The sequence below is a fragment of the Ruegeria sp. AD91A genome, assembly GCF_003443535.1.
Taxonomy (GTDB): Bacteria; Pseudomonadota; Alphaproteobacteria; order Rhodobacterales; family Rhodobacteraceae; genus Ruegeria.
In genome coordinates this window covers 1,957,407-1,980,073 of the sequence record NZ_CP031946.1, presented here as the reverse complement: position 1 = coordinate 1,980,073, position 22,667 = coordinate 1,957,407, and the positions used below count along the sequence as shown (strand labels likewise).

The 22,667-nt window shown below is 58.6% G+C and carries 23 protein-coding genes; 17 read left to right on the top strand and 6 right to left on the bottom strand.

Annotated elements, in window-relative coordinates; genetic code table 11:
* The first annotated feature begins 10 nt into the window (after nt 1-10).
* A complete protein-coding gene (gene ileS / locus D1823_RS09870) occupies nt 11-3,067 on the top strand; it encodes an isoleucine--tRNA ligase (RefSeq protein WP_117869754.1) in 3,057 nt (1,018 codons plus the stop codon).
* A 41-nt stretch (nt 3,068-3,108) separates the two neighbouring features.
* Here the strand turns inward: ileS and D1823_RS09865 are convergent, their stop codons facing one another.
* Nucleotides 3,109-5,067 (bottom strand): hypothetical protein, encoded by a 1,959-nt coding sequence (locus D1823_RS09865; RefSeq protein WP_117869753.1) that lies wholly within the window; start codon nt 5,065-5,067, stop codon nt 3,109-3,111.
* A gap of 133 nt (nt 5,068-5,200) precedes the next feature.
* On the opposite strand from D1823_RS09865, the gene D1823_RS09860 reads away from it, so the two are divergent.
* On the top strand, nt 5,201-5,656 hold the full coding sequence (locus D1823_RS09860; protein ID WP_117869752.1) for a methylated-DNA--[protein]-cysteine S-methyltransferase: 456 nt from the start codon (nt 5,201-5,203) through the stop codon (nt 5,654-5,656).
* A gap of 76 nt (nt 5,657-5,732) precedes the next feature.
* Nucleotides 5,733-6,200: a hypothetical protein gene (locus tag D1823_RS09855; protein ID WP_117869751.1), complete on the top strand. Its 468-nt coding sequence runs from the start codon at nt 5,733-5,735 to the stop codon at nt 6,198-6,200.
* A gap of 21 nt (nt 6,201-6,221) precedes the next feature.
* Here the strand turns inward: D1823_RS09855 and D1823_RS09850 are convergent, their stop codons facing one another.
* The 4 genes from D1823_RS09850 to fsa form a co-directional block, all read right to left on the bottom strand.
* Nucleotides 6,222-6,917 (bottom strand): phosphatidylcholine/phosphatidylserine synthase, encoded by a 696-nt coding sequence (locus D1823_RS09850; RefSeq protein WP_117869750.1) that lies wholly within the window; start codon nt 6,915-6,917, stop codon nt 6,222-6,224.
* A gap of 68 nt (nt 6,918-6,985) precedes the next feature.
* Nucleotides 6,986-7,906, bottom strand: coding sequence for a tyrosine recombinase XerC (locus D1823_RS09845; RefSeq protein WP_117869749.1), 921 nt, complete (start codon nt 7,904-7,906; stop codon nt 6,986-6,988).
* Entirely contained in the window at nt 7,903-8,610 is a 708-nt protein-coding gene (locus D1823_RS09840; protein WP_117869748.1) for a DUF484 family protein, read from the bottom strand. The genes D1823_RS09845 and D1823_RS09840 overlap by 4 nt, the downstream gene beginning before the upstream one ends.
* 198 nt (nt 8,611-8,808) lie before the next feature.
* A complete protein-coding gene (gene fsa, locus D1823_RS09835) occupies nt 8,809-9,462 on the bottom strand; it encodes a fructose-6-phosphate aldolase (RefSeq protein ID WP_117869747.1) in 654 nt (217 codons plus the stop codon).
* A gap of 88 nt (nt 9,463-9,550) precedes the next feature.
* Here fsa and D1823_RS09830 point away from each other — a divergent pair, with 88 nt between their 5' ends.
* The 4 genes from D1823_RS09830 to D1823_RS09815 all read left to right on the top strand — a co-directional run bounded on the left by D1823_RS09830 (nt 9,551) and on the right by D1823_RS09815 (nt 14,449).
* Nucleotides 9,551-11,746 carry a primosomal protein N' gene (locus tag D1823_RS09830; RefSeq protein WP_117869746.1) on the top strand — a complete coding sequence of 732 codons (2,196 nt, stop codon included), beginning with the start codon at nt 9,551-9,553 and terminating at the stop codon, nt 11,744-11,746.
* 79 nt (nt 11,747-11,825) lie between these two features.
* Nucleotides 11,826-13,058 carry an MFS transporter gene (locus D1823_RS09825; protein WP_117869745.1) on the top strand — a complete coding sequence of 411 codons (1,233 nt, stop codon included), beginning with the start codon at nt 11,826-11,828 and terminating at the stop codon, nt 13,056-13,058.
* A gap of 66 nt (nt 13,059-13,124) precedes the next feature.
* Nucleotides 13,125-14,003 (top strand): 50S ribosomal protein L11 methyltransferase, encoded by an 879-nt coding sequence (locus D1823_RS09820; protein WP_117869744.1) that lies wholly within the window; start codon nt 13,125-13,127, stop codon nt 14,001-14,003.
* Nucleotides 14,004-14,104: 101 nt separating this feature from the next.
* Nucleotides 14,105-14,449, top strand: coding sequence for a hypothetical protein (locus D1823_RS09815; RefSeq protein ID WP_117869743.1), 345 nt, complete (start codon nt 14,105-14,107; stop codon nt 14,447-14,449).
* Nucleotides 14,450-14,551: 102 nt separating this feature from the next.
* Here D1823_RS09815 and D1823_RS09810 read toward each other — a convergent pair whose 3' ends face one another.
* Entirely contained in the window at nt 14,552-14,767 is a 216-nt protein-coding gene (locus tag D1823_RS09810; RefSeq protein ID WP_117869742.1) for a DUF1127 domain-containing protein, read from the bottom strand.
* Nucleotides 14,768-15,100: 333 nt separating this feature from the next.
* Here D1823_RS09810 and ruvC point away from each other — a divergent pair, with 333 nt between their 5' ends.
* From ruvC to pal, 10 genes are all read left to right on the top strand, one after another.
* Nucleotides 15,101-15,598, top strand: coding sequence for a crossover junction endodeoxyribonuclease RuvC (gene ruvC / locus D1823_RS09805; protein ID WP_117869741.1), 498 nt, complete (start codon nt 15,101-15,103; stop codon nt 15,596-15,598).
* A complete protein-coding gene (gene ruvA / locus D1823_RS09800; RefSeq protein WP_117869740.1) occupies nt 15,595-16,281 on the top strand; it encodes a Holliday junction branch migration protein RuvA in 687 nt (228 codons plus the stop codon). Before ruvC ends, ruvA begins: the two co-directional genes overlap by 4 nt.
* Nucleotides 16,282-16,285: 4 nt before the next feature.
* Nucleotides 16,286-17,305, top strand: a complete 1,020-nt coding sequence (gene ruvB, locus D1823_RS09795) for a Holliday junction branch migration DNA helicase RuvB (RefSeq protein WP_117869739.1) — start codon at nt 16,286-16,288, stop codon at nt 17,303-17,305.
* Nucleotides 17,306-17,369: 64 nt separating this feature from the next.
* Nucleotides 17,370-17,993 (top strand): hypothetical protein, encoded by a 624-nt coding sequence (locus D1823_RS09790; RefSeq protein WP_117872824.1) that lies wholly within the window; start codon nt 17,370-17,372, stop codon nt 17,991-17,993.
* Complete coding sequence (ybgC, locus tag D1823_RS09785; RefSeq protein WP_117869738.1) at nt 17,990-18,373, top strand: tol-pal system-associated acyl-CoA thioesterase; 384 nt, start codon at nt 17,990-17,992, stop codon at nt 18,371-18,373. The genes D1823_RS09790 and ybgC overlap by 4 nt, the downstream gene beginning before the upstream one ends.
* Nucleotides 18,374-18,482: 109 nt before the next feature.
* Entirely contained in the window at nt 18,483-19,178 is a 696-nt protein-coding gene (tolQ, locus tag D1823_RS09780) for a protein TolQ (protein WP_117869737.1), read from the top strand.
* A 2-nt stretch (nt 19,179-19,180) separates the two neighbouring features.
* Entirely contained in the window at nt 19,181-19,657 is a 477-nt protein-coding gene (gene tolR / locus D1823_RS09775) for a protein TolR (RefSeq protein WP_117869736.1), read from the top strand.
* Between the two features lie 9 nt (nt 19,658-19,666).
* Nucleotides 19,667-20,770, top strand: a complete 1,104-nt coding sequence (locus D1823_RS09770; protein WP_117869735.1) for an energy transducer TonB — start codon at nt 19,667-19,669, stop codon at nt 20,768-20,770.
* On the top strand, nt 20,767-22,086 hold the full coding sequence (gene tolB, locus D1823_RS09765; RefSeq protein ID WP_117869734.1) for a Tol-Pal system beta propeller repeat protein TolB: 1,320 nt from the start codon (nt 20,767-20,769) through the stop codon (nt 22,084-22,086). The genes D1823_RS09770 and tolB overlap by 4 nt, the downstream gene beginning before the upstream one ends.
* A 72-nt stretch (nt 22,087-22,158) precedes the next feature.
* The gene (gene pal, locus D1823_RS09760) at nt 22,159-22,665 is read left to right on the top strand and encodes a peptidoglycan-associated lipoprotein Pal (protein WP_117869733.1); all 507 of its coding nucleotides are present in this window, start codon (nt 22,159-22,161) and stop codon (nt 22,663-22,665) included.
* The last annotated feature ends 2 nt before the right edge of the window (nt 22,666-22,667 follow it).

The window sequence follows — 22,667 nt, the reverse complement described above, 5'->3', positions numbered from 1 at the left end:
GACGCCCCCAATGTGCGCCGACACGATCCAAACACCTGATTACAAAGACACGCTGAACCTGCCCAAAACCGATTTCCCCATGCGCGCTGGCTTGCCCAAGCGCGAACCCGCATGGCTGGAACGGTGGGAGACTATCGGTGTATATGACCGCCTGCGTGAAAAAGAGGGCCGCAAGCCCTTTACGCTGCACGATGGTCCTCCGTATGCGAACGGCCACCTGCATATCGGCCACGCGCTGAACAAAACCATCAAGGACATGATCGTGCGCAGCCATCAGATGATGGGTTTTGATGCGCGTTATGTGCCGGGTTGGGACTGTCACGGTTTGCCGATCGAATGGAAGATCGAAGAGCAGTACCGCAAGAAGGGCAAGAACAAGGACGAGGTGAACATCGTCGACTTCCGTCAGGAATGCCGCAAGTTCGCTGAAGGCTGGATCGACATCCAGCGCGAAGAGTTCAAGCGTCTGGGCATCACTGGCAACTGGCCCGATCCCTATATCACCATGGACTATCACGCCGAGGCCGTGATCGCCGACGAGTTCATGAAGTTCCTGATGAACGGCACGCTGTATCAGGGCTCAAAACCGGTGATGTGGTCGCCCATCGAGAAAACCGCGCTGGCCGAGGCCGAGGTCGAGTATCATGACAAGGAAAGCTTCACCATCTGGGTGAAGTTCAGGATCTCTGAAACAGATACTTCGCGGCCCGAGTTTAAGTTTGAAGTCGGCAAAGAGGCCGCCGCGAAAATTTACGAACATGGCACCGACCATCAGCCCGCGCCGGTAACTGCGGATGAATTGGAAGCTCAGATCGCTGCTTCGAGGAAATTATTGGCCGAGCAATTGGTTGGGGCGAATGTCGTAATCTGGACTACAACACCTTGGACAATGCCATCCAACAAGGCTGTCGTGTACGGCAGAGACATCTCCTATGGTCTGTACGAAGTTACCGGGACGCCGGATGAGTGTTGGGCCAATGTGGGCGACAAGTTCCTTTTGGCCGACAATCTAGCGGCCGATGTGCTCGGCCGTGCACGCCTCAATGACGATCAGTGGTCTCGTGTGCGAGACGTTTCTGCCGCAGAACTTAGTGCGCTTGGCTTATCTCACCCGCTGGCTGGCGCCGAAGGCGGCAATGGCGAATGGGACGATATCCGCGACTTCCGCGCCGCTGAGTTCGTGACCGACACCGAAGGCACTGGTTTCGTCCACTGCGCGCCCTCGCATGGCATGGAAGAATTCGAACTCTATCGCGACCTGGGAATGCTTGAACAGGTCATCACCTACAACGTGATGGACGATGGCTCTTTCCGCGCCGATCTGCCGTTTTTTGGCGGCAAATACATCCTGTCGCGCAAGGGCGGTGAGGGTGACGCGAACAAGGCTGTGATCGACAAGCTGGCCGAGGTCGGCGGGCTGCTGGCACGTGGCAAGATCAAACACAGCTATCCGCATTCGTGGCGCTCGAAGGCTCCGATCATCTACCGCAACACGCCGCAGTGGTTTGCATCCGTTGACCGCAAACTGGACGACGGCATGGGAGAGATGGGCGACACTATCCGCGAACGCGCTTTGCGTTCGATCGACGAGTTGGTGAAATGGACGCCGCAGACAGGCCGTAACCGCCTGTACTCGATGATCGAAGCGCGCCCGGACTGGGTTCTGTCGCGCCAGCGTGCATGGGGTGTACCGCTGACCTGTTTCACCAAGAAAGGTGCTCTGCCCACCGATGCGGATTACCTGCTGCGCAATGAAGAACTGAACGCCCGCATCAAGGCGGCGTTCGAAAAGGACGGCGCAGACGTCTGGTATACCGAAGGCTTCAAGGAAAAGATCCTCGACGGCATCGTCAATCCTGACGACTGCGATCAGGTCTTTGACGTGCTGGATGTGTGGTTCGACTCGGGTTCGACCCACGCGTTCGTTCTGCGCGATCGCGAGGACGGAACCGAGGATGGCATTGCCGATGTCTACATGGAGGGCACCGACCAGCACCGCGGCTGGTTCCATTCGTCCATGCTGCAAGCCTGCGGCACCAAGGGCCGCGCACCGTACCGGAACGTGGTGACTCACGGTTTCACGCTGGATGCCAAGGGCAACAAGATGTCCAAATCGCTGGGCAACACCATCGTGCCGGAAGAGGTCATCAAGCAATATGGCGCCGATATCCTGCGCCTGTGGGTGGCACAGACCGATTATACCGCCGACCAGCGGATCGGGCCGGAAATCCTGAAAGGCACCGCCGACAGCTATCGCCGCCTGCGCAATACCATGCGGTTCATGCTGGGATCATTGGCCGATTTCACCGAGGCGGATCGGGTTGATCCCGCTGACATGCCGCGCCTGGAGCGCTGGGTTCTCAGCCGTCTGGCGGAATTGGATGAGCAGGTGCGCATGGGCTATGCGTCCTTCGATTTCCAGGGCGTGTTCAGCGCAGTGTTCACTTTCGCGACCGTAGACCTGTCTTCGTTCTACTTCGACGTCCGCAAGGATGCGCTTTATTGCGATGGCGAGAACCTGCGGCGTCGTTCTGCCCGCACCGTGCTGGACATTCTGTTCCATCGCCTGACCACATGGCTGGCCCCCGTTCTGGTCTTCACCATGGAAGAGGTCTGGCTGGAGCGGTTCCCGGGCGACGACAGTTCGGTCCATCTGGTGGACTTCCCGGATACACCCGCCGATTGGCGCGACGCTGAGCTTGAGGCCAACATGGCCAAGGTTCGTCGTGTGCGTCGGGCCGTAACCGCCGCGCTGGAAATCCAGCGTCAGGACAAGGTGATCGGTTCCAGCCTCGAAGCGGCACCGATTGTGCATGTCGAGGATGGTGACACCCGCGATCTGCTGGCCACGTTCGACGTGGACGACATGTGCATCACCTCGGGTCTGACGGTGACCGGCGATCCTGCCCCGGCCGAGGCGTTCCGTGTGCCGGAAATCGAAGGCGTTGCCGCCGTATTCGAAAAAGCAGAAGGCGAGAAATGTCAGCGCTGCTGGAAAATCCTGCCTGATGTGGGCCGTCACACCCACGCGGGTGTTTGCGGGCGCTGTGACGAAGCGCTTGGATAAGTCAAATCGCCCCCTCGGGTTCACTCGGGGGGCTTTCCTGCCTATGTCTGCACTGCCTGCGGGACAGGATTGAACAGGTCAAAGCCAATGGCAGGGTCCGTCAGCGCATTCCAAACCTGGTAATCTGTGAAGTAACCGGTATGCCCTCCGGGATCGACCGGGATGTTCCGGTTCGCAAAAATCAGCCCACCCTCGATTTCCGTTCCAACAAAATCGTCCTGCCGGAAGATGTTGAACCACGCGGCGTTCAGATGACTGGCCGCAAGGGTGAACATTTCGGGAAAATAGCGCTGATAGATATGCGTGACCGGGGAACCCATTGTAACGAGAGTCAGAGGTCGGCCGCCAATACGCTTTTGGACACGTGGGTCGGTAAGCATCTGTGTGGCAATCACGGTGCCCTGTGAATGGGATATCACCGTAACGTGATCTGCTGGAAAGATATCGAGAACATAGTACAACGTGCGATAGAAACGTTCGTCTATCGCCTTGCGATCCGGGTAGTTGCGTTGCCGCGTTTCCAGGTCTTTTCCCAGATAGCACTTGTCGCGAATGGCGTAGGTAACGATATCTCGTGCCACGCCCAATCCGGCGGAAACAAAATCAGAGAATCGATACATCAACGCAGTTGCACCAAGCACGATCAGGCCGATCTCGCCTTGCGAACAAGCCAACCTGTCCAGAGCCCAACTGATCAGGTTGGTATCCATTATGCCAACGTTGCATGCGGCTTCAAATTTTTGGTTGGCCGCGATCTCGCGGATCGTAACCAGAACCAGCACGATTGTGCCAAACAAAAAGACCCACTGCGCCAGCCGATTCACAATCGCCCGGCTGATCAGGCCATTGCGGGTGTGAAGGTTGGCTTTGTACGTCTTCCGGCCCGCAAAAAGCCCGACCCCAACGAAGCCCAGAAGGACGATGGCCACGAAAGCCACGCTGAGTGTTTCGATGGACTCGTTCAAATTGCTTTCAAAAAGACGTTGCAGTTGACCTCCGGACAACCACGAAACGGTCTCCAGCAATTGCTCAATGGTCAACCAAAGACCGGAAATGAAAAACATCCAGAAAACAAGCATGCCTGCGCATATGCTGGGGTAAAGCCGCCTGTGCTCTGTTAGCGTATCATTGATCTGAAGCTTTGCCAGGGACAGCGCGTAAAGAATGATCGTCAGGAAGATAAGTACAGCCCAGAAGAGGGACAGTAGAAAAACCTGAAAAGCCACGAATTGCTCCAGAGCCGGTGGGCAGCTTACCGTGTCAGAAGGGACGCAGGCCCAAAATTCCAGACCCAGCGGCCCCAAGATCAGGCAGAGAGCCAGTACTGCCCCCATTCCGAGCATTCCGCGCCAGAAGACCCGCCTGAGATATGTCGGCGCTGCCCGGCTCTGCCCCAGCCCAACAACGGTCCCACCGGCGTAAAGCCCAAGCAGCAGCAAGAATAACAGGGCAGGGTTCTGGGAAAACGAGACAGGTATCCGATCGGTCATGACCGCTGCGGCACCGATCAACAAATAGACGTTCAGCGTCGCAACCGCACCGAAGAAGATCCAAGTGAAAAGGTGAACCAGTTGCGCTGCCAGTGTGTTCCGGCCATTGGGCTGGTCCGGGGCAACGCCTTTGCGGCTATGGGTCTGCTCGGCGTTGTCCATCGCCAAATAACCCAGAGCCAGAATGACCCAAATCAGATCCATTACAGTTTTGATGGCTCCTTTCGGGGCCGGAGACCGATCGGCCCAATAAACTTCTGCAAACATGGCCTTGTCCTGTGGGACAGCCGGGTCGGTCACTGTGCGCAGATTGACTTCGAACAACTCTGCATTTCTCGGGTTTCCGTCGAAGGTGGATTCGGCCAGTTCGATCATTCCGCGTTCGACTTCGATCGGGGGTCTGGGTTTTCCATCCAGCCAGGTTGTTGCGGCACCGACCACCTGATCGACGGTTTCACCGGGTTTTTGTTCACCGATTCCATGTACCGTGAGGATCAAATGACGACCCATTGCGTTCTCCAAATCTCTTTAAGTAACGACAGAAGCGTATCATGAATGGTGCCATTGCCCAAAAGTGATGCGTTGCGAGGTTTTGCACGCCCCTGCGCTTGCGCTTGGCGGTTTGATCTGAAACCGTCGATCCATGGCGATGATTTCCGTTGAAACCCGTTTCGGACGACTTGGTGTTGAAGAAACAGACGGGGCCCTTACGCGGCTTGTCTGGAACGGCAGGGACAAAGGCGAACCGACCGCGTTGCTGCGCGAAGCCGCCGCCCAGCTGGGGGCCTATGATGAAGGGCGACTTGACCGCTTCGATCTGCCATATCGCATTGACGGATCAGAGTTTCAAAAGCAGGTCTGTCACATCATGTATGCCATTCCGCTAGGAGAAACGCGCACCTATGGCGATATAGCAAAGGCATTGGGGCAGCCCGCCCAGCCGGTTGGCCAGGCATGCGGTGCAAATCCGATCCCTGTGATTATTCCTTGCCACCGGGTTCTGGCCGCCAATGGCCTGGGCGGCTTTTCGGGCGACGGTGGTATTGAGACAAAAGTTGCCCTCTTGCGACATGAGCGAGCGGCAGGCCTTTTGATCTGAGCATCGAAATTCGGTTGCAATCCGCTTTCTGCAGGCACAACTTGTAATTGGTGCAGAATTTGAAGGACCGCATTGCATGACCACTGAACAAGACTGTGCAGCCAGCAAGAAGGCCATTGTAGACCGGTTGATGTCGCTCGAAGCGCAAGAGCTTGCAACAGCGCAGGCGCATTACGACGCGTTTTTGAAAGATGCTCAATTGGACGACCGGGAAGGTCACGACAAGGATGACATTGCCGCATCGCGTGAGAACGCCGATCTGGCGGCTGCCTTTGACGCCCCGGTCCACGCGCATCATGCCAAGATTGATGTCATCGAAAATACCGATTTCAGTCTGACCGACACGGTCAAACCGGGTGCTGTGATCAAGTTCAACAATCGCAGATTCGTCGTGTGTGTCTCGACGACGCGGTTCGAGGTGGACGGTAAGACCTATATGGGCATTTCAACTCAAAGCCCGATTTATCTGGCTATGGCCGGCCTGCAAGAGGGCGACGTCTTTACCCATAACAGCACCGAATTCGAGGTGCAGGAAGTTCTGTAAAACGGCTCAGGCAGCGCTGCCTCAGACGTGGCGCTGCGGAATGATCTGTTGGGCGATGCCTGCAAAGGTCAGGTACAGGCTGGTGATTACCAGCCCCCAATGGGCCCAGCTTTCGGGGTGAAAATCGACCCAGGCGGCCCAACCCGCGAAAAACGTCCATGCCAGTGCCATCGGCAAGGTCAGGCTTCGCCAGCGCTCGGTGCGTACAGGATGGACGAATTTTAGTGGCAGGAACATGGCCAGCGACAGCAGCGTGACCAGTAGCAGGATGACCCAGAAACTCGGCTCTAGCGCGAAGATCACGATGACGAACATGTTCCAGCACCCGGGAAAGCCGGAAAAGGAATTGTCCTTGGTCTTCATGCGTGTATCCGCGAAATACATCGCACTGGCAAAGGTTATCACGATGATCGCGAACCATCCGGTCCAGCCGTCCATCAGCCCCGACTTGAACAGGGCAAAGGCCGGGATGAACACATATGTCAGGTAGTCAATGATCAGATCCAGCAGAACGCCATCGAACTCGGGCGCATTGTGCTTGACGTGATAGTGTCGTGCCAACGGACCATCGATACCGTCTACAATGAAAGACACGACCAGCCAAAGATACATAAGGCTCCATTTCTCTTCGACGGCAGCCAGCATGGCCAGCATGGCAAAAACAGCGCCTGTTGCAGTGAAGAGATGAACGGAAAGAGCTTTGAATCTGAGTGTCATGCAAGCGTCATGACCGATGCGCGTCTGAGATGCAAACCAAAAGCCCGGGTTTTCGAGTGATGTGTAAGTCAGGCTTTTGGGTGCGCGCGGTTGTAGACTTCCATCAACCGCGCAGTGTCCACTGCCGTATAGGTTTGCGTCGTCGACAAAGAAGCGTGGCCCAGCAACTCCTGAATGGCGCGCAGGTCGCCGCCGGCTGAAAGCAGGTGGGTCGCAAAGCTGTGCCGCATAGCGTGGGGTGTTGCAGTAGAGGGCAATCCCAATTGCATACGGGCTTTAGCCATGACCCCCTGGATCGCGCGCGGGTTTAGTGGCCCGCCACGAACGCCCCGAAACAGGGCCGCGTCATGTGTTTTTGCGTGTGGACACAGCTGCAAGTACCGGTCTACCGCGTCGCGGGCGGCAGGAAGAACCGGAACGATCCGCTCCTTGTCGCCTTTCCCGACGATGCGCAGCGTCGCAGGCAACGGTGCGTCCGCTCCGGTCAGCGATAGCGCCTCGGATATGCGCAGGCCGCAGCCATAGAGCAGCGTGACGACAGCGACATCACGAGCGGCGACCCAGTCGGATGTCGATTGCAGTTCCACAGTATCGATCATGGTTCGCGCGGCGTCTTCGGCCAGTGGACGGGGCAGTTTTTGGGTGAATTTTGGCGCGCGGGTGGACAGAACGGCTGTGGGTTCGAACCCCTCACGCTCTGCCAGCCAACGATAGAAGCTCTTGACCGCCGACAGTTTGCGCGCCAACGATCGTGCGCTTACGTCTGCGCTGCGCTGATCCGCCATCCAAGCGCGCATGTCCGATACCGTGATCCGTTCAATCGCTTTCAGCCCCTGTCGTTCAGAGTGATGCAGTGTCATGAACGACAGAAATTCGGTGACATCACCGCTATAGGCGTTTTGCGTGTTCTCGGATCTCCCGGCCAGCGCGCCCAGACTGTCCAGCCAGTGCTGCAGCGCGTCGCGGCACGCGGGTGAGATCAGGCTCACGACAGCCAGTGACGCATCGAGCGTTCGAATACGCCGGCAAAAAAGGCCAGAAGATCAGTGCCCAGCTGTGGCGTGAAATGTCGCGGGTCGCGGGCTGCCATGACGATCATGCCTGGAAGGCGGCCTGGCCCGAGGTCGAGTTTCAGGCAGGCCTCAGAGCGGAGCTGGCCAGCCTGAGACCCGAATATACGGCGGCTTGGCTGATGGATTTCCCGCAAGATCACGTCCCGTGCGGGGCCACCGCGATCAATGGTCAGATATCGGTCGATGAAACCGGGCTCCGCGATCGTCAGGACGCCACCCAGCGTGTCAATCGCAGGATCGTTCTGAACCACGGTGGTTTCCAGAACCAGCGTAACGCTATCGACGCGCAGGATGTCTGCGACGTCAGCGCCCAGCGCTCGGAGGAAACCTTCAAACTCGACCGGTTCCAGCAGGCGCAGAATGGCGCGGTGTACCTGATTGGTGCCCGCGAGGTTTTCATAAGCTGCTGCAATGACCGAGCGATGAGTGTCTTCCAGCCGATCCAGCCGGGCCTCGAGCCGTTGCATGGCAATACCGCGCAGGTCGATCACGTTGTCGCCGCGTGCCTGCTCGTTGGCTGCAACAAGTGCCTGCATCAGGTCCTTGTCGTCCAGCACGACGTCCGGCTCGGCCAGTATCGCTGCGCGGAGGTTGTCCTCGAGTTTGGGGTTACTGCTCATATCCCGTCCGGTCTTTTTTTGTTGTCGCGGCTTATAACATGCCGGACGGGATTTGCCTTGGGAAAAATGCACGCAGGGATGGATTTCCTTGCGTGCTGTGGCGAGGGAGCTCCCGCCTGCCACGCCCGATCACAGATAAGGCATTTGGCCTGTGGGCCGGGCGCGGCGCCGTTCGGCACCGCGCGGCCGCGCCTGGGATCAGAGGATCTTCTGGCCGGTTTTGGCCCAGTCCGCCAGGAAGGTTTCCAGACCTTTGTCCGTCAACGGATGGTCGGCCAGTTTCTTGATGACGGCAGGCGGTGCAGTGATCACGTCGGCCCCGATGCGGGCGCTGTCGGTCACGTGGTTGACGGTACGGATCGATGCGGCAAGGATTTCGGTCTCGAACCCGTAGTTGTCATAGACTTGGCGGATGTCTGCGATCAGATCCATACCGTCGAGGTTGATGTCGTCCAGGCGGCCGATGAAAGGTGAGATGAAGGTTGCGCCCGCTTTGGCGGCCAGAATTGCCTGATTGGTAGAAAAACAGAGCGTCACGTTGACCATCTGGCCTTCGTCGCTGAGCGTTTTGCATGTTTTCAGGCCCGCCCATGTCAGCGGAACCTTTACGGCGATATTCGGCGCGATCTTGGCCAGCTTGCGGCCTTCGGCGATCATGTCATCAGCTTCGGTAGCGACAACCTCTGCCGATACCGGGCCGTCGACCAGTTCACAAATCTCCTTGGTTACTTCCAGAATGTCGCGACCCGATTTCAGGATCAGTGAGGGGTTGGTGGTTACGCCGTCCACCATGCCCAGATCGTTCAGTTCGGCGATGGCGTCGATTTCGGCTGTGTCTACGAAGAATTTCATGAGGGCAGTCCTTTGATGGGTTGGCCTTGGTCGCGGATGGCTTTACCTCAAAGAGACCCATGCTGGAACCCCCTGCGAAGGACATGCCGTGAGCGCTAACGGATTTTTCGACCAAGGAGAGCTGGTTGCGGTGCTGACAACGCAGCCGCTGGACCGGACGCTGGATTACAAAGCGCCCGAGGGAGGGTGCTTTCTGGGTGCGTTTGTCGAAGTTCCTTTGGGTCCGCGCAAGGTGCTGGGGGTGGTCTGGGGGCCGGGGCAGGGCGGTTTTGATCTGAGCAAGGCGCGGTCGGTGATCCGGGTTCTCGAAGTTGCACCAATGCGCGAAGAGATGCGGGTGTTTCTGGAGAGGGTTGCCGATTACACTCTGACGCCAATGCCTGCGATGCTGCGTCTTGCTACGCGGGCGCCGGGCCTGGGTGATCCGCCGTCTATGCGCAAGGTCTACCGGCTGGGCAATGCTGAACCTGACCGAATGACCGATGCCCGGAACCGGGTTCTGGAGGTGTTGCGGGATTATGGCGGGCTGGCCTTTACCTTGAAGGAACTCGCCGAACAGGCGGGCGTAACGTCATCTGTTGTCAAGGGGTTGGTCAAACAAGGCGCCGTGCGCGAAGAGGACAGCCCGCGCGACCTGCCTTATCCGCATCTTGATCCGGACCTGCCCGGTAAAGACCTGACAGAGGATCAGGCGGCGGCGGTCAAGCGGCTTCAGGCCGGGCAGCAGACAGGCGATTACGGCACCACGCTGCTGAAAGGCGTTACCGGTTCCGGTAAGACCGAGGTCTATTTGGAGGCCGTGGCCGAAGCGCTGCGCATGGGGCGGCAGGCATTGGTTCTGCTTCCCGAGATTGCCCTGACCGCAGAATTTCTGACCCGGGTTGAGGCGCGATTTGGTGCGCGCCCGGCGGAATGGCACTCTGGCGCGACGATGACGGAACGGCGTCGGGTCTGGCGGATGGTCGGACAGGGGAATGCGCAACTGGTTGTGGGCGCCCGGTCAGCGCTGTTTCTGCCATTCCGCGATCTGGGGCTGGTGGTCGTCGACGAAGAACACGACACGTCCTACAAACAGGAAGACGGCGTGCATTACAGCGCCCGTGACATGGCAGTTCTGCGCTCGGCGATCTGTGGCGCCCGGGTGATTCTGGCCAGTGCGACGCCTTCGCTGGAAAGCTGGGCCAATGCCGAGGCCGGCAAATACGAACGGCTCGATCTGATCTCGCGCTTCGGAGAAGCAGTTTTGCCCGAGATGAAGCCCATCGACATGCGGGCCGAACAGATGACGCCAGGAACGTGGGTTTCTCCGTCTTTGCGGCAAGCGGTGCAGCAGCGGATTGAGAGAGGCGAGCAGTCGCTTCTGTTCATAAACCGCCGTGGCTATGCGCCGGTAACGTTGTGCCGGGCCTGCGGTGAGCAGATTGCCTGTGACCATTGCGACGCACGCATGGTCGAGCATCGGTTTCTCAAGCGGCTGATGTGCCACCAATGCGGTGAAACCAAGCCGATGCCCGAAGCCTGCCCCTCCTGCGGTGTGGAAGGCAAGCTGGCCCCGGTCGGGCCGGGCATTGAGCGGTTGGCTGAAGAAACTGAGGCGACATTCCCAGACGCCAACATCGCGATGCTGAGCTCTGATCTGTTCGGCTCGGCGCGGGCTTTGAAGGCCAAGATTGAAGAGATTGCTGCAGGGGATGCCGATATTATCATCGGCACTCAATTGGTGGCCAAAGGGCATAACTTCCCCAAACTCACTCTGGTCGGTGTGATTGACGCTGATCTGTCATTGCACGGCGCGGACCTCCGCGCGGCGGAGCGTACGTTTCAATTGATGCGGCAAGTGGCCGGGCGCGCGGGGCGTGCGGACAAGCCGGGTCAGGCGTTGTTGCAGACGTTTCAACCGGAACACCCGGTGATCCGGGCCATCCTTTCGGGTGATGAGGAAGGTTTCTGGAAAGCCGAGGCGGCAGGCCGGCAGGCGGCAGGAATGCCGCCTTATGGTCGCATGGCCGGGATCGTGTTGTCGGGGCCCGAGGTTGGACCGGTTTTCGATATCGGCAATGCACTGGCGCGCAACGATACACCTTTGACGCAGATCGGTGGGCAGGTATTTGGCCCTGCGCCAGCACCCATCGCTCGTATACGTGGCCGCCACAGAGTGCGTCTGTTGGTGAAAGCCCCCAAGGGCGCGCCGATCCAGGATGCCATTTCCCGCTGGATCGCGCCTTTGCGCCTGAAGGGTGACATCCGTCTGACAGTCGATATCGATCCGCAGAGCTTTTACTGACATCTGCATTTGCGCAGAGTGACTGTGTGCGCACGGCTTCCCTCTCGCCAAAGCAGTGAAATGGGCGTAGAGGACCCTCATGCTGAATCCCATGCCGCTTTCCGAGGCCCAGAGCCTGCCGTTCTGGCGCCGCCCCATCACGCTCTTGTTCATGATGGCGCTGACCATGCCCATTGCGTTCAACGCATGGAGCGCGCTGCTGAACAATTTCGTCATTGAGGCGGCAAACTTTGACGGGGCTGATATCGGCCTGTTGCATACGGTGCGCGAGATTCCGGGTTTTCTGGCGGTTGGCGTGATTGCCGTCATCATTTTCATCCGCGAGCAGGTGCTGGCGATGATCTCGTTGATGATGCTTGGTGTCGCAACTGCTGTGACTGCTTGGTTCCCTAGTCTGGGCGGGTTGCTGTTTGTGACCTTATTCAGTTCGATCGGGTTCCATTACTACGAGACTGTCAACCAGTCACTTCAGTTGCAATGGTTGCCCAAGGACCGCGCGCCGCAAATTCTGGGATGGCTGGTGGCGATGGGGTCGGCGGCGACCATGGTGGTGTACGGGCTGATCGTACTGACCTGGGATCGTTTTGATCTGTCGTACAACATTGTCTTTATGGCTGCGGGCGGTGTTACAGCTTTGCTGGCAATGTTCTGCCTGTTTGCCTATCCGCAATTCGATGCGCCCACACCACAGACCAAGAAGCTGATCCTGCGTAAACGCTACTGGCTGTATTATGCGCTGCAATTCATGGCCGGTGCGCGGCGGCAGATATTTGTCGTCTTTGCCGGGTTCATGATGGTCGAGAAGTTCGGATTTGAAGTGCATGAACTGACCAGCCTGTATCTGATCAACCTGATGATCAACATGATGGCCGCCCCATTGCTTGGAAAGGCGGTGGCAAAGTTTGGTGAGCGGCGCACGCTGATCTTTGAATATACCGGCCTGGCTATCGTGTTCGCTGCTTATGGTGGCATCTATTGGTTCGGCTGGGGGGTGCTGTTGGCGGCGACCCTGTACGTGATCGACCATGTGCTGTTTGCGCTGGCTTTGGCATTGAAAACCTATTTCCAGAAAATCGCCGACCCTGCTGACATCGCGCCGACCGCTGCAGTGGCCTTCACAATCAATCATATTGCGGCGGTGTTTTTGCCCGCTTTGCTTGGCCTGCTTTGGGTGGTGTCGCCGGGGGCCGTGTTCGGCCTGGCCACGGCTATGGCCATCGGTTCACTACTGCTGTCCCTGTTGATACCGCGTCATCCCGAGCCGGGCAACGAAACCATCCTGACCAAGTACGCCCCCGCCCCCGCGGAATAGGCCTCAGCGCTTGACCTTCACGTCGCGGCGTCCTAGGCGCGGTGTTAATCGAGACAGGAGCCCCCAATGCCCACATTCACCGCACTGACCACGCTGACAGGTAAGAAAGCCGCCGAAGGTCTGGGCGAGGCGATGGAACGTCTGGAGCCGGAGCCAACGGGCGTTGGTGTGTTCGAAGTCGAAGACGACTCTGGCCTGTGGGAGGTCGGCGGATACTTCACCGAAGCCCCGGACGAGACTGCATTGGCGGTTCTGGCCGCCGCGTTCGGCGCCAAACCGTTTGTTGTTTCAGAACTGCCGGAAACCGACTGGGTTGCACATGTGCGACGCGAACTGGCGCCAGTCGAGGCGGGCCGTTTCTTTGTCTATGGCAGCCATGATGCCGATAAGCTGCCCGAAGGTCGTATTCCGCTACTGATCGAGGCCGCGATGGCCTTTGGCACCGGCCACCATGGTACGACGTTGGGCTGCCTTAAGGCTTTTGACAGGCTGCTGGACGAAGGCTTTGCAGCAACAAAGGTGGCGGATATCGGTTGCGGCACCGCCGTTCTGGCCATGGCCGCAGCCCGGGTGTTTGACGGCGACATCATTGCCAGCGACATAGATGAAGTGGCCGTGGACGTGGCCGAAGCCAATCTGAAAGCAAACGGCATGGCAGGTGCAGTGCAATGCGTTGAAGCCGCAGGGTTCGATCATCCCGATCTCAAGGCGCACGCGCCCTACGATCTGATCTTTGCGAATATTCTCAAAGGTCCCTTGGTGGCCCTGTCGCCGGAAATCGCGGCGAATCTGCGTCCCGGCGGGTATGCAATCCTGTCGGGAATCCTTAATGAACAGGCTGATGACGTCGTATCTGTTTATTCTCAAAATGAACTCAATCTAACTCACAGGGGTGAGATTGGTGAATGGACGACGCTAATCTTAACGAAACAGGGCGCAAACTAGGCTATTTGCAGGAGTTTTGTGGAATTTTGCCACGATTTTGTCGTAATCTCTTTTTACCGTTTCCTGACTGAAGTCGAGGGGGGCGGTTTTTGGAGGCTGCCATGACGGGTAAACAACTGGAGTTCACTCAGCGCGTTAATCGCCTGAACAAGAAGCATCAAAAGATGAGCCGTGGCTATCGCGCGACGATGCGCAGGGATGGCTTGGTCGTCATGAAGCCGCAGCGGGTAAGCTCGGCAGTGCCTGCCAGGGTACTGTTGCTCACACTTCTGGGAGTTCTGGCGTTCAAAGCGTTTCTTTTGTCCAGCCTTGGCCCGACCGGATACCAATATCGGATCGATAGTTTGAACGAAGGCACATCGGTCGAGAAAGCCGGTGCGTGGGTGATGCAGATCGACCCGGTGTCGCAAGCGCTGGCGGTTCAGCTCAACAAGATTTTGTACTGATTATCAGTCTTCGGACGAAGAAACACCGCGTGCCTGGGGCATGCGGTGTTTCTGTTTGCCCTCTAGGGAAAAGGAAGGGGCGAATGAGTGTGGTGGTCGGTATTACCGGCGACCTTGGGCGATGGCGTCGATGTCGCCACGGCACAGGCCGATATCTTCCAGTTCGCGATCGCTCAGACCAGTCAGCGCGTTGCGGGTAACGCGGGCGTCATTCCATTCGACGGCAGCGTTCACGGCCGATACGAAAAATGCGCCGATACGGCCAGCAAGGCCGAATGAGCCAGTGGAGGCGAAGCGGGTTGTGTCCAGTGCAGCCATATCCTGTTTCCTTCTGGTTGGTGTTCACTTTGCAGTCTTGCGTTCTGCCCGGCATCTAGTGCCGCCATATCGCCTGCACAAGTTCCGTTTTTGCATGTGTCCTATGCGTTTTATGCAACGCTTCACGAAGCTGTAATCCCCCTAAATATTTGGTTAAAATGCGTTCATAACAGTGTCGAATTCAGACATCCTCATGTCGCAAATCGCGCGTTAAGTCGCCTGTGGAACAGGTCTGTCGTTTTCAGCCCATGGGTCAATTCGCTTGGAAAATGTTCACGCTTCGTGCTAGGCGTTGAAAAAAGATCACAGAACCCGAGCAGGCCGAGGCAAAACATGCGAATTCTGGGCATTGATCCGGGGCTTAGGACCCTGGGATGGGGCGTCATCGAATCAAATGGCAGCCGCCTGAGCCATGTGGCCAATGGTTTGTGCAAGTCGGATGGAGATGATCTGGGTGAGCGGCTGTTATCTCTTCACAACCAGATTGTCGAAGTCATCGCCGATTACCAACCGGATCAGGCCGCCATCGAACAGACTTTTGTGAACAAGGATGGCGCCGGCACACTCAAACTGGGTCAGGCGCGGGGGGTGGCGTTGCTGACACTGGCTCAGGCTGGATTGCCGGTGGGAGAGTACGCACCCAATCGCGTCAAAAAGACCGTGGTTGGTGTGGGTCATGCCGAGAAAGAGCAGGTGCTGCACATGGTCAAACTGCAATTGCCGGGCTGTTTGCCGAAAGGGGCCGATGCGGCAGATGCGCTGGCGATTGCGATCTGCCATGCCTATTACGGAAAGACGCAACAGGCGCGTGTGAAAGAGGTGCGGGCATGATTGGTAAACTGACAGGTCGCTTGGACTACCGCGCGGCGGATCACGTGCTGATCGATGTGCGTGGCGTTGGCTACCTCGTCTATTGTTCTGACCGGACCATGGCTGCGTTGCCGGGTGTGGGTGAGGCGGTCTCGATCTATACAGACATGGTCGTGCGCGAAGACCTGATGCAGCTTTACGGTTTCCTCTCATTGATCGAGAAGGAATGGCACCGCCTTTTGTGCTCGGTTCAGGGGGTCGGAGCGAAGGTATCTCTGGCGATCCTCAGCGCACTGGGGCCGGACGGTGTCAGCCGCGCAATCGCATTGGGCGATTGGAGCGCGGTCAAGGCGGCCAAAGGTGTCGGACCCAAAACGGCCCAGCGGATTGTTTTAGATCTCAAGGACAAGGCTCCGGGTGTCATGGCCATGGGCGGCACGGTTACCGAGGCTATGGATGGGCCAGAGCTTGAAGTCGTCGAACCGGGTGAACCCGCGTCCGCGCCAAAACGTTCGGTGAAGCCACCTTCTGGCGCGTCTGCCGCGTCTGCCGCGTCCGCCGGGGCGTTGTCGGCGCTCGCCAATCTTGGATATAGGCCGTCCGACGCAGCAGCGGCCGTGGCCGAGGCGGCGGCCAGTCAGCCTGAGGCGGGAGAGGCGGATCTGATTCGTGCTGCGCTCCGCTTGTTGGCTCCGAAAGGCTAGATGAATGGTAGAGGCTGATCCCACTGTGCGCCCGGAGCCCCTGCCCGAGGACAACGACCGCGCGCTGCGCCCGCAGGGGCTGGACGAATTCATCGGTCAGGCTGAGGCGCGCGCCAACCTCCGCATCTTCATCCAATCTGCGCGCCAAAGGGGCGAGGCGATGGATCACACGTTGTTTCATGGACCTCCGGGGTTGGGTAAAACGACCCTCGCGCAGATCATGGCACGCGAGCTAGGGGTGAACTTCCGCATGACCTCGGGCCCGGTTCTGGCCAAGGCGGGTGATCTGGCGGCGATCCTGACCAATCTGGAGACGCGCGATGTGCTGTTCATCGACGAGATTCACAGACTGAACCCGGCGGTGGAAGAAGTGCTTTATCCGGCAATGGAGGACTTCGAGCTGGATCTGGTGATCGGTGAAGGCCCGGCCGCCCGCACCGTTCGGATCGAATTGCAACCTTTTACGCTTGTGGGGGCGACCACCCGGATGGGTCTGCTGACAACGCCCTTGCGCGACCGGTTTGGCATTCCGACGCGACTTCAGTTCTATACGATTGACGAGCTGCACGAGATCGTCACCCGCAACGCGCGCAAGCTGGGCGCGCCAGCCGATAATGATGGCGCGCGCGAGATTGCGCGCAGGTCGCGCGGGACACCACGTATTGCCGGGCGCCTGCTGCGCCGGGTGGTGGATTTCGCCATAGTCGAAGGAGATGGGCGGATCACGCGCGAATTGGCCGACGGTGCCTTGACGCGTTTGGGCGTCGACAATCTTGGCCTGGATGGCGCGGACCGGCGCTATCTGAAACTGATCGCTGAAAACTACGCCGGCGGGCCGGTTGGGATCGAGACGCTGTCGGCGGCGCTCTCGGAAAGCCGGGACTCGCTGGAAGAAGTGATTGAACCCTATCTGCTGCAACAGGGCCTGATCCAGCGAACACCGCGTGGGCGTATGTTGGCGCAAAAGGCCTGGACGCATCTGGGAATGGCTGCGCCCAAGCGGCAGAGCGATCTGTTTGGTTGATGCCAGCGCCCAGAGATTTTATGCCTTTCCGTGTGAGGTTTTTCGAAAAGATGAAGGGCTGGGCGTGACACCGGAAGAGATTGAGGCACTGTTTACGCGCGAAAGCGGTGAGTTTCTGTTTGCGCGTTGGGGGCGGCCCATCGTGCCGATTGTGTTTGGTGTAGAAGACGAGACGCTGTCCACTGTGAAGGGCGCATTCGAGGCTGTTGTCACTCTGGCCGGTCACAAAATGGCCGAAACCGACCCCGAGCTTGGTGCCAACTGCATGATCTTCTTCTTCCGGGATTGGCATGAGCTGCTGGAGGTGCCGGATCTTGATCGTCTGATTCCCGATCTGGCACCGTTGGTCGAGCGCTTGGTTGAAGCGGATGCAAACCAGTACCGCATTTTCCGGTTCGAAGAGGACGGCGCGATCCGTGCGGCTTTTGTTTTTCTTCGCATGGACAAGCAGTTGTCCAAGGTACCGGCGGAAGCGCTGGCACTGAGCCAGGTGGTGCAAACCATCCTGCTTTGGTCCGATACTGCGTTTCGAACGCAATCTCCGCTTGCTGTGGCAGGTGAAACGACGATCCTTCGCCCCGACATTGCTGCGCTAATCCGGTCAGCTTATGATCCGGTTCTGCCAGGGGCGGCGCAGGATGCGTCTCATGCGCTCAGGTTGTTTGCCCGGTTGGAGCCACCGCAATGAAACACATCTACCCGGTTCGCGTATATTATGAAGACACCGACATGGGCGGCGTTGTCTATCACGCGAACTATCTGCGGTATATCGAACGTGCACGTTCGGATTGGGTGCGCAATCTGGGCAATGACCAGAACGCGATGCGGGAAGAGGGCATTGTTTGGGTCGTGCGGCGGGTTGAGGCCGATTACCTTTCGCCTGCCAGGTTCGATGACGAACTGACCGTCGAAACCGAAGTCACGGAAATCTCGGGTGTGCGGCTGACCATGGCGCAGCTGGTCCGGCGCGGCGAGACCGAGATTTTTCGCGCCTCGGTCACAGCTGTGTGCATCAACAAGGACGGCAGGCCGATCCGACTTCCGGCAGAGATTCGCGCATTGATGTAACAATTTGCGTCTCAGGGGTGGTTCTGTTGGCATTTCAGCCCCAACTGCGTTAGCGTTTGGCAAAACAAGGCCAAACAAACGGCCGTCAGGCAAAACAAAGAGCAGGTTCATGGAAGCTGAAACGCTGGCGCTGGCGCAGGAGATCGATTTCTCCATGTGGGGGCTGTATGCCCGCGCGACCTTTATCGTCAAATTGGTGATGTTGATGCTGATCGGCGCATCCATCTGGTCTTGGGGTATTATTATCCAGAAGCTGATCAATTACCGCGCGGCCCGTCGCGAGGCGCAGACATTTGACGAGAGCTTCTGGTCCGGAAACCCTTTGGACGAGTTGTTCGAACAGATCGGAACCCAGCCGGATGGCAGTTCAGAAAAGATTTTTGCAGCGGGCATGATCGAATGGCGAAGGTCGCACCGAAATGATGGCGGATTGATTGCCGGAGCGACCGCGCGGATAGACCGTTCCATGGATGTGGCCATTGCGAAAGAGGCAGAGACCTTGCAGAAAGGTCTGCCCATCTTGGCCACCGTTGGATCGACTGCGCCGTTCATCGGCCTGTTTGGTACCGTCTGGGGCATTATGAATGCCTTTATCGAAATCGCAGAGCAGCAGAATACCAACCTGGCGGTCGTGGCCCCAGGTATTGCCGAGGCGCTCATGGCGACGGGGCTGGGCCTTCTGGCGGCGATCCCGGCGGTGATTTTTTACAACAAGCTCAGTGCAGACTGTGACCGCATCGTGGGCGGGTACGAAGCCTTTGCCGATGAATTCGCCACCATTCTGTCGCGCCAGTTGGACAGCTGACAATGGGTGCGGCGGTTCAGCAATCTTCGGGTGGAAACGGGCGCAGGCGCGGCCGGCGTCGCGGTCGCGCGCAACCCATGGCCGAGATCAACGTGACCCCGTTTGTGGACGTCATGCTGGTTTTGCTGATCATCTTCATGGTGGCCGCGCCATTGCTGACCGTCGGTGTTCCGGTGGATCTGCCCAAGACCGCTGCCAGTGCTTTGCCCAGTGACAATGAAGAACCGTTGACCGTGACTCTGACGGCAGATGGACGTGTGCAAATTCAGACAACTGACGTGTTGCGCGAAGAGTTGATTGGCAAGCTGCGGGCCATCGCCGCAGAGCGGAGTAGTGACCGGGTTTTCCTGCGCGCCGATGGCGCAATTCCTTACGCTCAGGTCATGCAGGTTATGGGTGCGCTGAACGCGGGCGGGTTTTCCAACGTTGGGCTTGTGACCGATACGGGCGGGCCGACGCTGGATGAAGGTGGAGAGTGAGGCCGCACGGTGGATACCGGCACCAAGATTTCGGCGATTGCGCATGTCAGCCTGATCGGAGCGGCGCTGTTCGGCGGCACCTTCCGATCCGAGCCGTTGCCGATGGCCGTACAGGATGTGTCAGTGATTACCGCTGAACAATTCGCGGCCATGACGGCCCAGCGGGATGCGCCTGCGATCCCGGAGATGCCGACGGCATTGCAACAGCCGCCCGAACCACAGGCTGAGACCAAGCCGCCAGAACCTGTGGTCGAGGAACAGCCGCGCCCTGAACCCGTCGTGCCTGCCGAACCCGAACCCGAGCCTGCTCCTGTAATCGTCGAAGCGCCGCCGGAGCCGGACGTGCCGGACGAACCGCCAACATTGACAGAGCCCGAGGTCGAACCTGTCGCACAGCCTGTGCCCCCGGGGCCCGAGGCGCAGCCGCGCCCGTCGGATCGTGTCGCCCCCGAGGCCATAGCGCCACCACCGCCCGAGGCAAAACCGGATGATTTCGAAACGCCGCCGGTGTCTCTGGACGAAGGCGCCGAGGTTCAGCAGGAACAACAGGATCAGACTGCGCCGGAAGAAGCGGCCCCGGAGATCGTGACCGAGGCAGAGGAAACCAAAGAGCAGTCTCCGCTTACGTCACCGCGACCGCGGGTGCGTCCGAACCGCCCAAGCCCACCGCCCGAACCTGTTGTGGCGCAGACACCGGAATCGGTACCTGAACCTGACGCACAGGCCGATGAGGCCGCAATCAATGACGCTCTGGTCGAAGCCTTGGGCAGCGGAACCGAGCCTTCCGGCCCACCGCTGACCAGCGGCGAGAAGGACGCGATGCGATTGGCCGTGTCCAAATGCTGGAACGTGGGCTCTTTGTCTACGGATGCGCTGAGCACTGTGGTCGTTGTAGCATTTTCGCTGAACCGTGATGGTACAGTTGTGGATGGCAGCATTCGGATGCTGGACAGTTCTGGTGGGTCTGCGGGTGCGGCCAATCAGGCCTATCAGGCCGCCCGGCGCGCGATTTTACGCTGCGGGGCCAGAGGATATGACTTGCCTGCTGACAAATACGCTCATTGGCAGGATGTTGAGATTACATTCAATCCCGAGAGGATGCGGATCAAATGATGAAACTTCTGACCAGCCTCTTTGTCGGCCTGACGCTGATGTCTGCGCCGGTTCTTGCACAGAACGGTCCCCTGCGACTGGAGTTGGACCAAGGCATTATCGAACCATTGCCCTTTGCGGTACCGAACTTTGTCCCCGATGGCCCGTCAGCGGCGCAATATGCACAGGACATCTCGCGCGTGGTGTCGGCTGATCTGACGGGTACCGGTTTGTTTCGCGAAATCTCCTCGGATGCGTTCATCAGCAGGGTCAGCAGCTTCGAAGCACCGGTTCAGTTTGCCGATTGGAAAGCGATCAATGCCGATGCGCTGATCACGGGGGCGGTCAATGTTTCGGGCAAGAACCTCACGGTTCGGTTTCGGGTCTGGGATGTGTTTTCGGGTCAGGAACTGGGAAACGGCCTTCAACTGGCGGGTACCACCGAAGGCTGGCGACGCATGGCCCATAAGGTGGCCGATCAGGTGTACAGCCGGATTACGGGCGAGGGCGGTTACTTTGACAGCCGCGTGGCCTTTGTTTCGGAAAGCGGGCCGAAGAACCAGCGCCTGAAACGTCTGGCGATCATGGATTATGATGGGGCGAATGTGCAGTACATGACCGACAGTGCAGCGATCGTGCTGGCGCCGCGCTTTTCGCCTACCGGCGATCGGTTGCTTTACACCAGCTATGAAAGCGGCAGCCCGCGCATCTATGTTCTGGATGTGGGCCGCGTCAAACGGCAGGAACTGAAGACGCAGGACGGAACCATGAGCTTCTCGCCCCGCTTTTCACCGGATGGCCGGTCGATCGTGTATTCATTAATTCAGGGCGGAAATACGGATCTGTGGAAAATGGATCTGGCCTCGGGGAAAAGCACCCGTCTGACCAACACGCCGGCGATTGAAACCGCACCCAGCTATTCGCCCGACGGCAGCCGGATCGTGTTTGAAAGCGACCGTTCTGGTACGCCGCAGCTTTACGTGATGCCTGCGAACGGAGGCGAGGCCACGCGGATCAGTTTTGGCGCAGGTCGTTATGGCACGCCGGTATGGTCCCCGCGTGGCGATCTGATTGCCTTTACAAAGCAAAACCAGGGCCGTTTCCACATTGGCGTGATGCGCACGGACGGGTCCGAAGAGCGGTTGCTGACGGCCTCGTTCCTGGATGAAGGCCCGACGTGGTCGCCCAATGGACGTGTCATCATGTTCACCCGTGAAACGCAGGGTGCCAGTGGCCGGGCCTCGCTTTATTCGGTGGATATCTCGGGCCGCAACCTGCGCCCTGTGCGTACACCGGATGGCGGCAGTGATCCGTCATGGGGCCCACTACAGAATTGATCGCAGCAAAGTTCACAACGAATCGTCCCTGTGGTAGACAGGCGGCAATAATCAAAACACGAGGCACTTGAAATGAATGTATTGAGCAAAGTCCTGGCGTTGGGCGCGCTGAGTGTGATCGCGGCCTGTACGAACAATGACCCCTCTGCTTTGGGCGGCGGCGGTGCCGGTGGCACTGGCGCAATCGTACCGGGCTCGCCCAGTGACCCGCGTTCGCCAGCGTATTTCCAGCAAACCGTCGGCGACCGTGTTCTGTTCGCCGTGGACCAGTCGACCTTGTCTCCTCAGGGGCAGACCGTACTGCAAGGACAAGCCGACTGGCTGCTGGCCAATCCGGATTTTGTTGCCACGATCGAAGGTCACGCGGATGAGCAGGGTACGCGCGAGTACAACCTTGCGCTGGGCGCGCGTCGGGCAAATGCCGCGCGTGAGTATCTGATTTCGCGCGGTGTCGCGGGCAACCGTCTCAAAACCGTCAGCTACGGCAAGGAGCGCCCGATCGAAATTTGCAGCGTTGAGGAATGTTATTCCAAGAACCGCCGCGCGGTAACGGTGCTGACCGGGTCAACTCTGGGGTAAGA

Coding starts and splice junctions, on each gene's coding strand:
- fsa (WP_117869747.1), bottom strand. CDS start 9,462: ATGAAATTCTTCGTAGACACAGCCGAAATCGACGCCATCGCCGAACTG.
- D1823_RS09825 (WP_117869745.1), top strand. CDS start 11,826: ATGCTGAATCCCATGCCGCTTTCCGAGGCCCAGAGCCTGCCGTTCTGG.
- D1823_RS09865 (WP_117869753.1), bottom strand. CDS start 5,067: ATGGGTCGTCATTTGATCCTCACGGTACATGGAATCGGTGAACAAAAA.
- D1823_RS09860 (WP_117869752.1), top strand. CDS start 5,201: ATGGCGATGATTTCCGTTGAAACCCGTTTCGGACGACTTGGTGTTGAA.
- ileS (WP_117869754.1), top strand. CDS start 11: ATGTGCGCCGACACGATCCAAACACCTGATTACAAAGACACGCTGAAC.
- D1823_RS09820 (WP_117869744.1), top strand. CDS start 13,125: ATGCCCACATTCACCGCACTGACCACGCTGACAGGTAAGAAAGCCGCC.
- tolB (WP_117869734.1), top strand. CDS start 20,767: ATGATGAAACTTCTGACCAGCCTCTTTGTCGGCCTGACGCTGATGTCT.
- pal (WP_117869733.1), top strand. CDS start 22,159: ATGAATGTATTGAGCAAAGTCCTGGCGTTGGGCGCGCTGAGTGTGATC.
- ruvB (WP_117869739.1), top strand. CDS start 16,286: ATGGTAGAGGCTGATCCCACTGTGCGCCCGGAGCCCCTGCCCGAGGAC.
- ybgC (WP_117869738.1), top strand. CDS start 17,990: ATGAAACACATCTACCCGGTTCGCGTATATTATGAAGACACCGACATG.
- tolR (WP_117869736.1), top strand. CDS start 19,181: ATGGGTGCGGCGGTTCAGCAATCTTCGGGTGGAAACGGGCGCAGGCGC.
- D1823_RS09850 (WP_117869750.1), bottom strand. CDS start 6,917: ATGACACTCAGATTCAAAGCTCTTTCCGTTCATCTCTTCACTGCAACA.
- tolQ (WP_117869737.1), top strand. CDS start 18,483: ATGGAAGCTGAAACGCTGGCGCTGGCGCAGGAGATCGATTTCTCCATG.
- ruvA (WP_117869740.1), top strand. CDS start 15,595: ATGATTGGTAAACTGACAGGTCGCTTGGACTACCGCGCGGCGGATCAC.
- D1823_RS09840 (WP_117869748.1), bottom strand. CDS start 8,610: ATGAGCAGTAACCCCAAACTCGAGGACAACCTCCGCGCAGCGATACTG.
- D1823_RS09810 (WP_117869742.1), bottom strand. CDS start 14,767: ATGGCTGCACTGGACACAACCCGCTTCGCCTCCACTGGCTCATTCGGC.
- ruvC (WP_117869741.1), top strand. CDS start 15,101: ATGCGAATTCTGGGCATTGATCCGGGGCTTAGGACCCTGGGATGGGGC.
- D1823_RS09815 (WP_117869743.1), top strand. CDS start 14,105: ATGACGGGTAAACAACTGGAGTTCACTCAGCGCGTTAATCGCCTGAAC.
- D1823_RS09855 (WP_117869751.1), top strand. CDS start 5,733: ATGACCACTGAACAAGACTGTGCAGCCAGCAAGAAGGCCATTGTAGAC.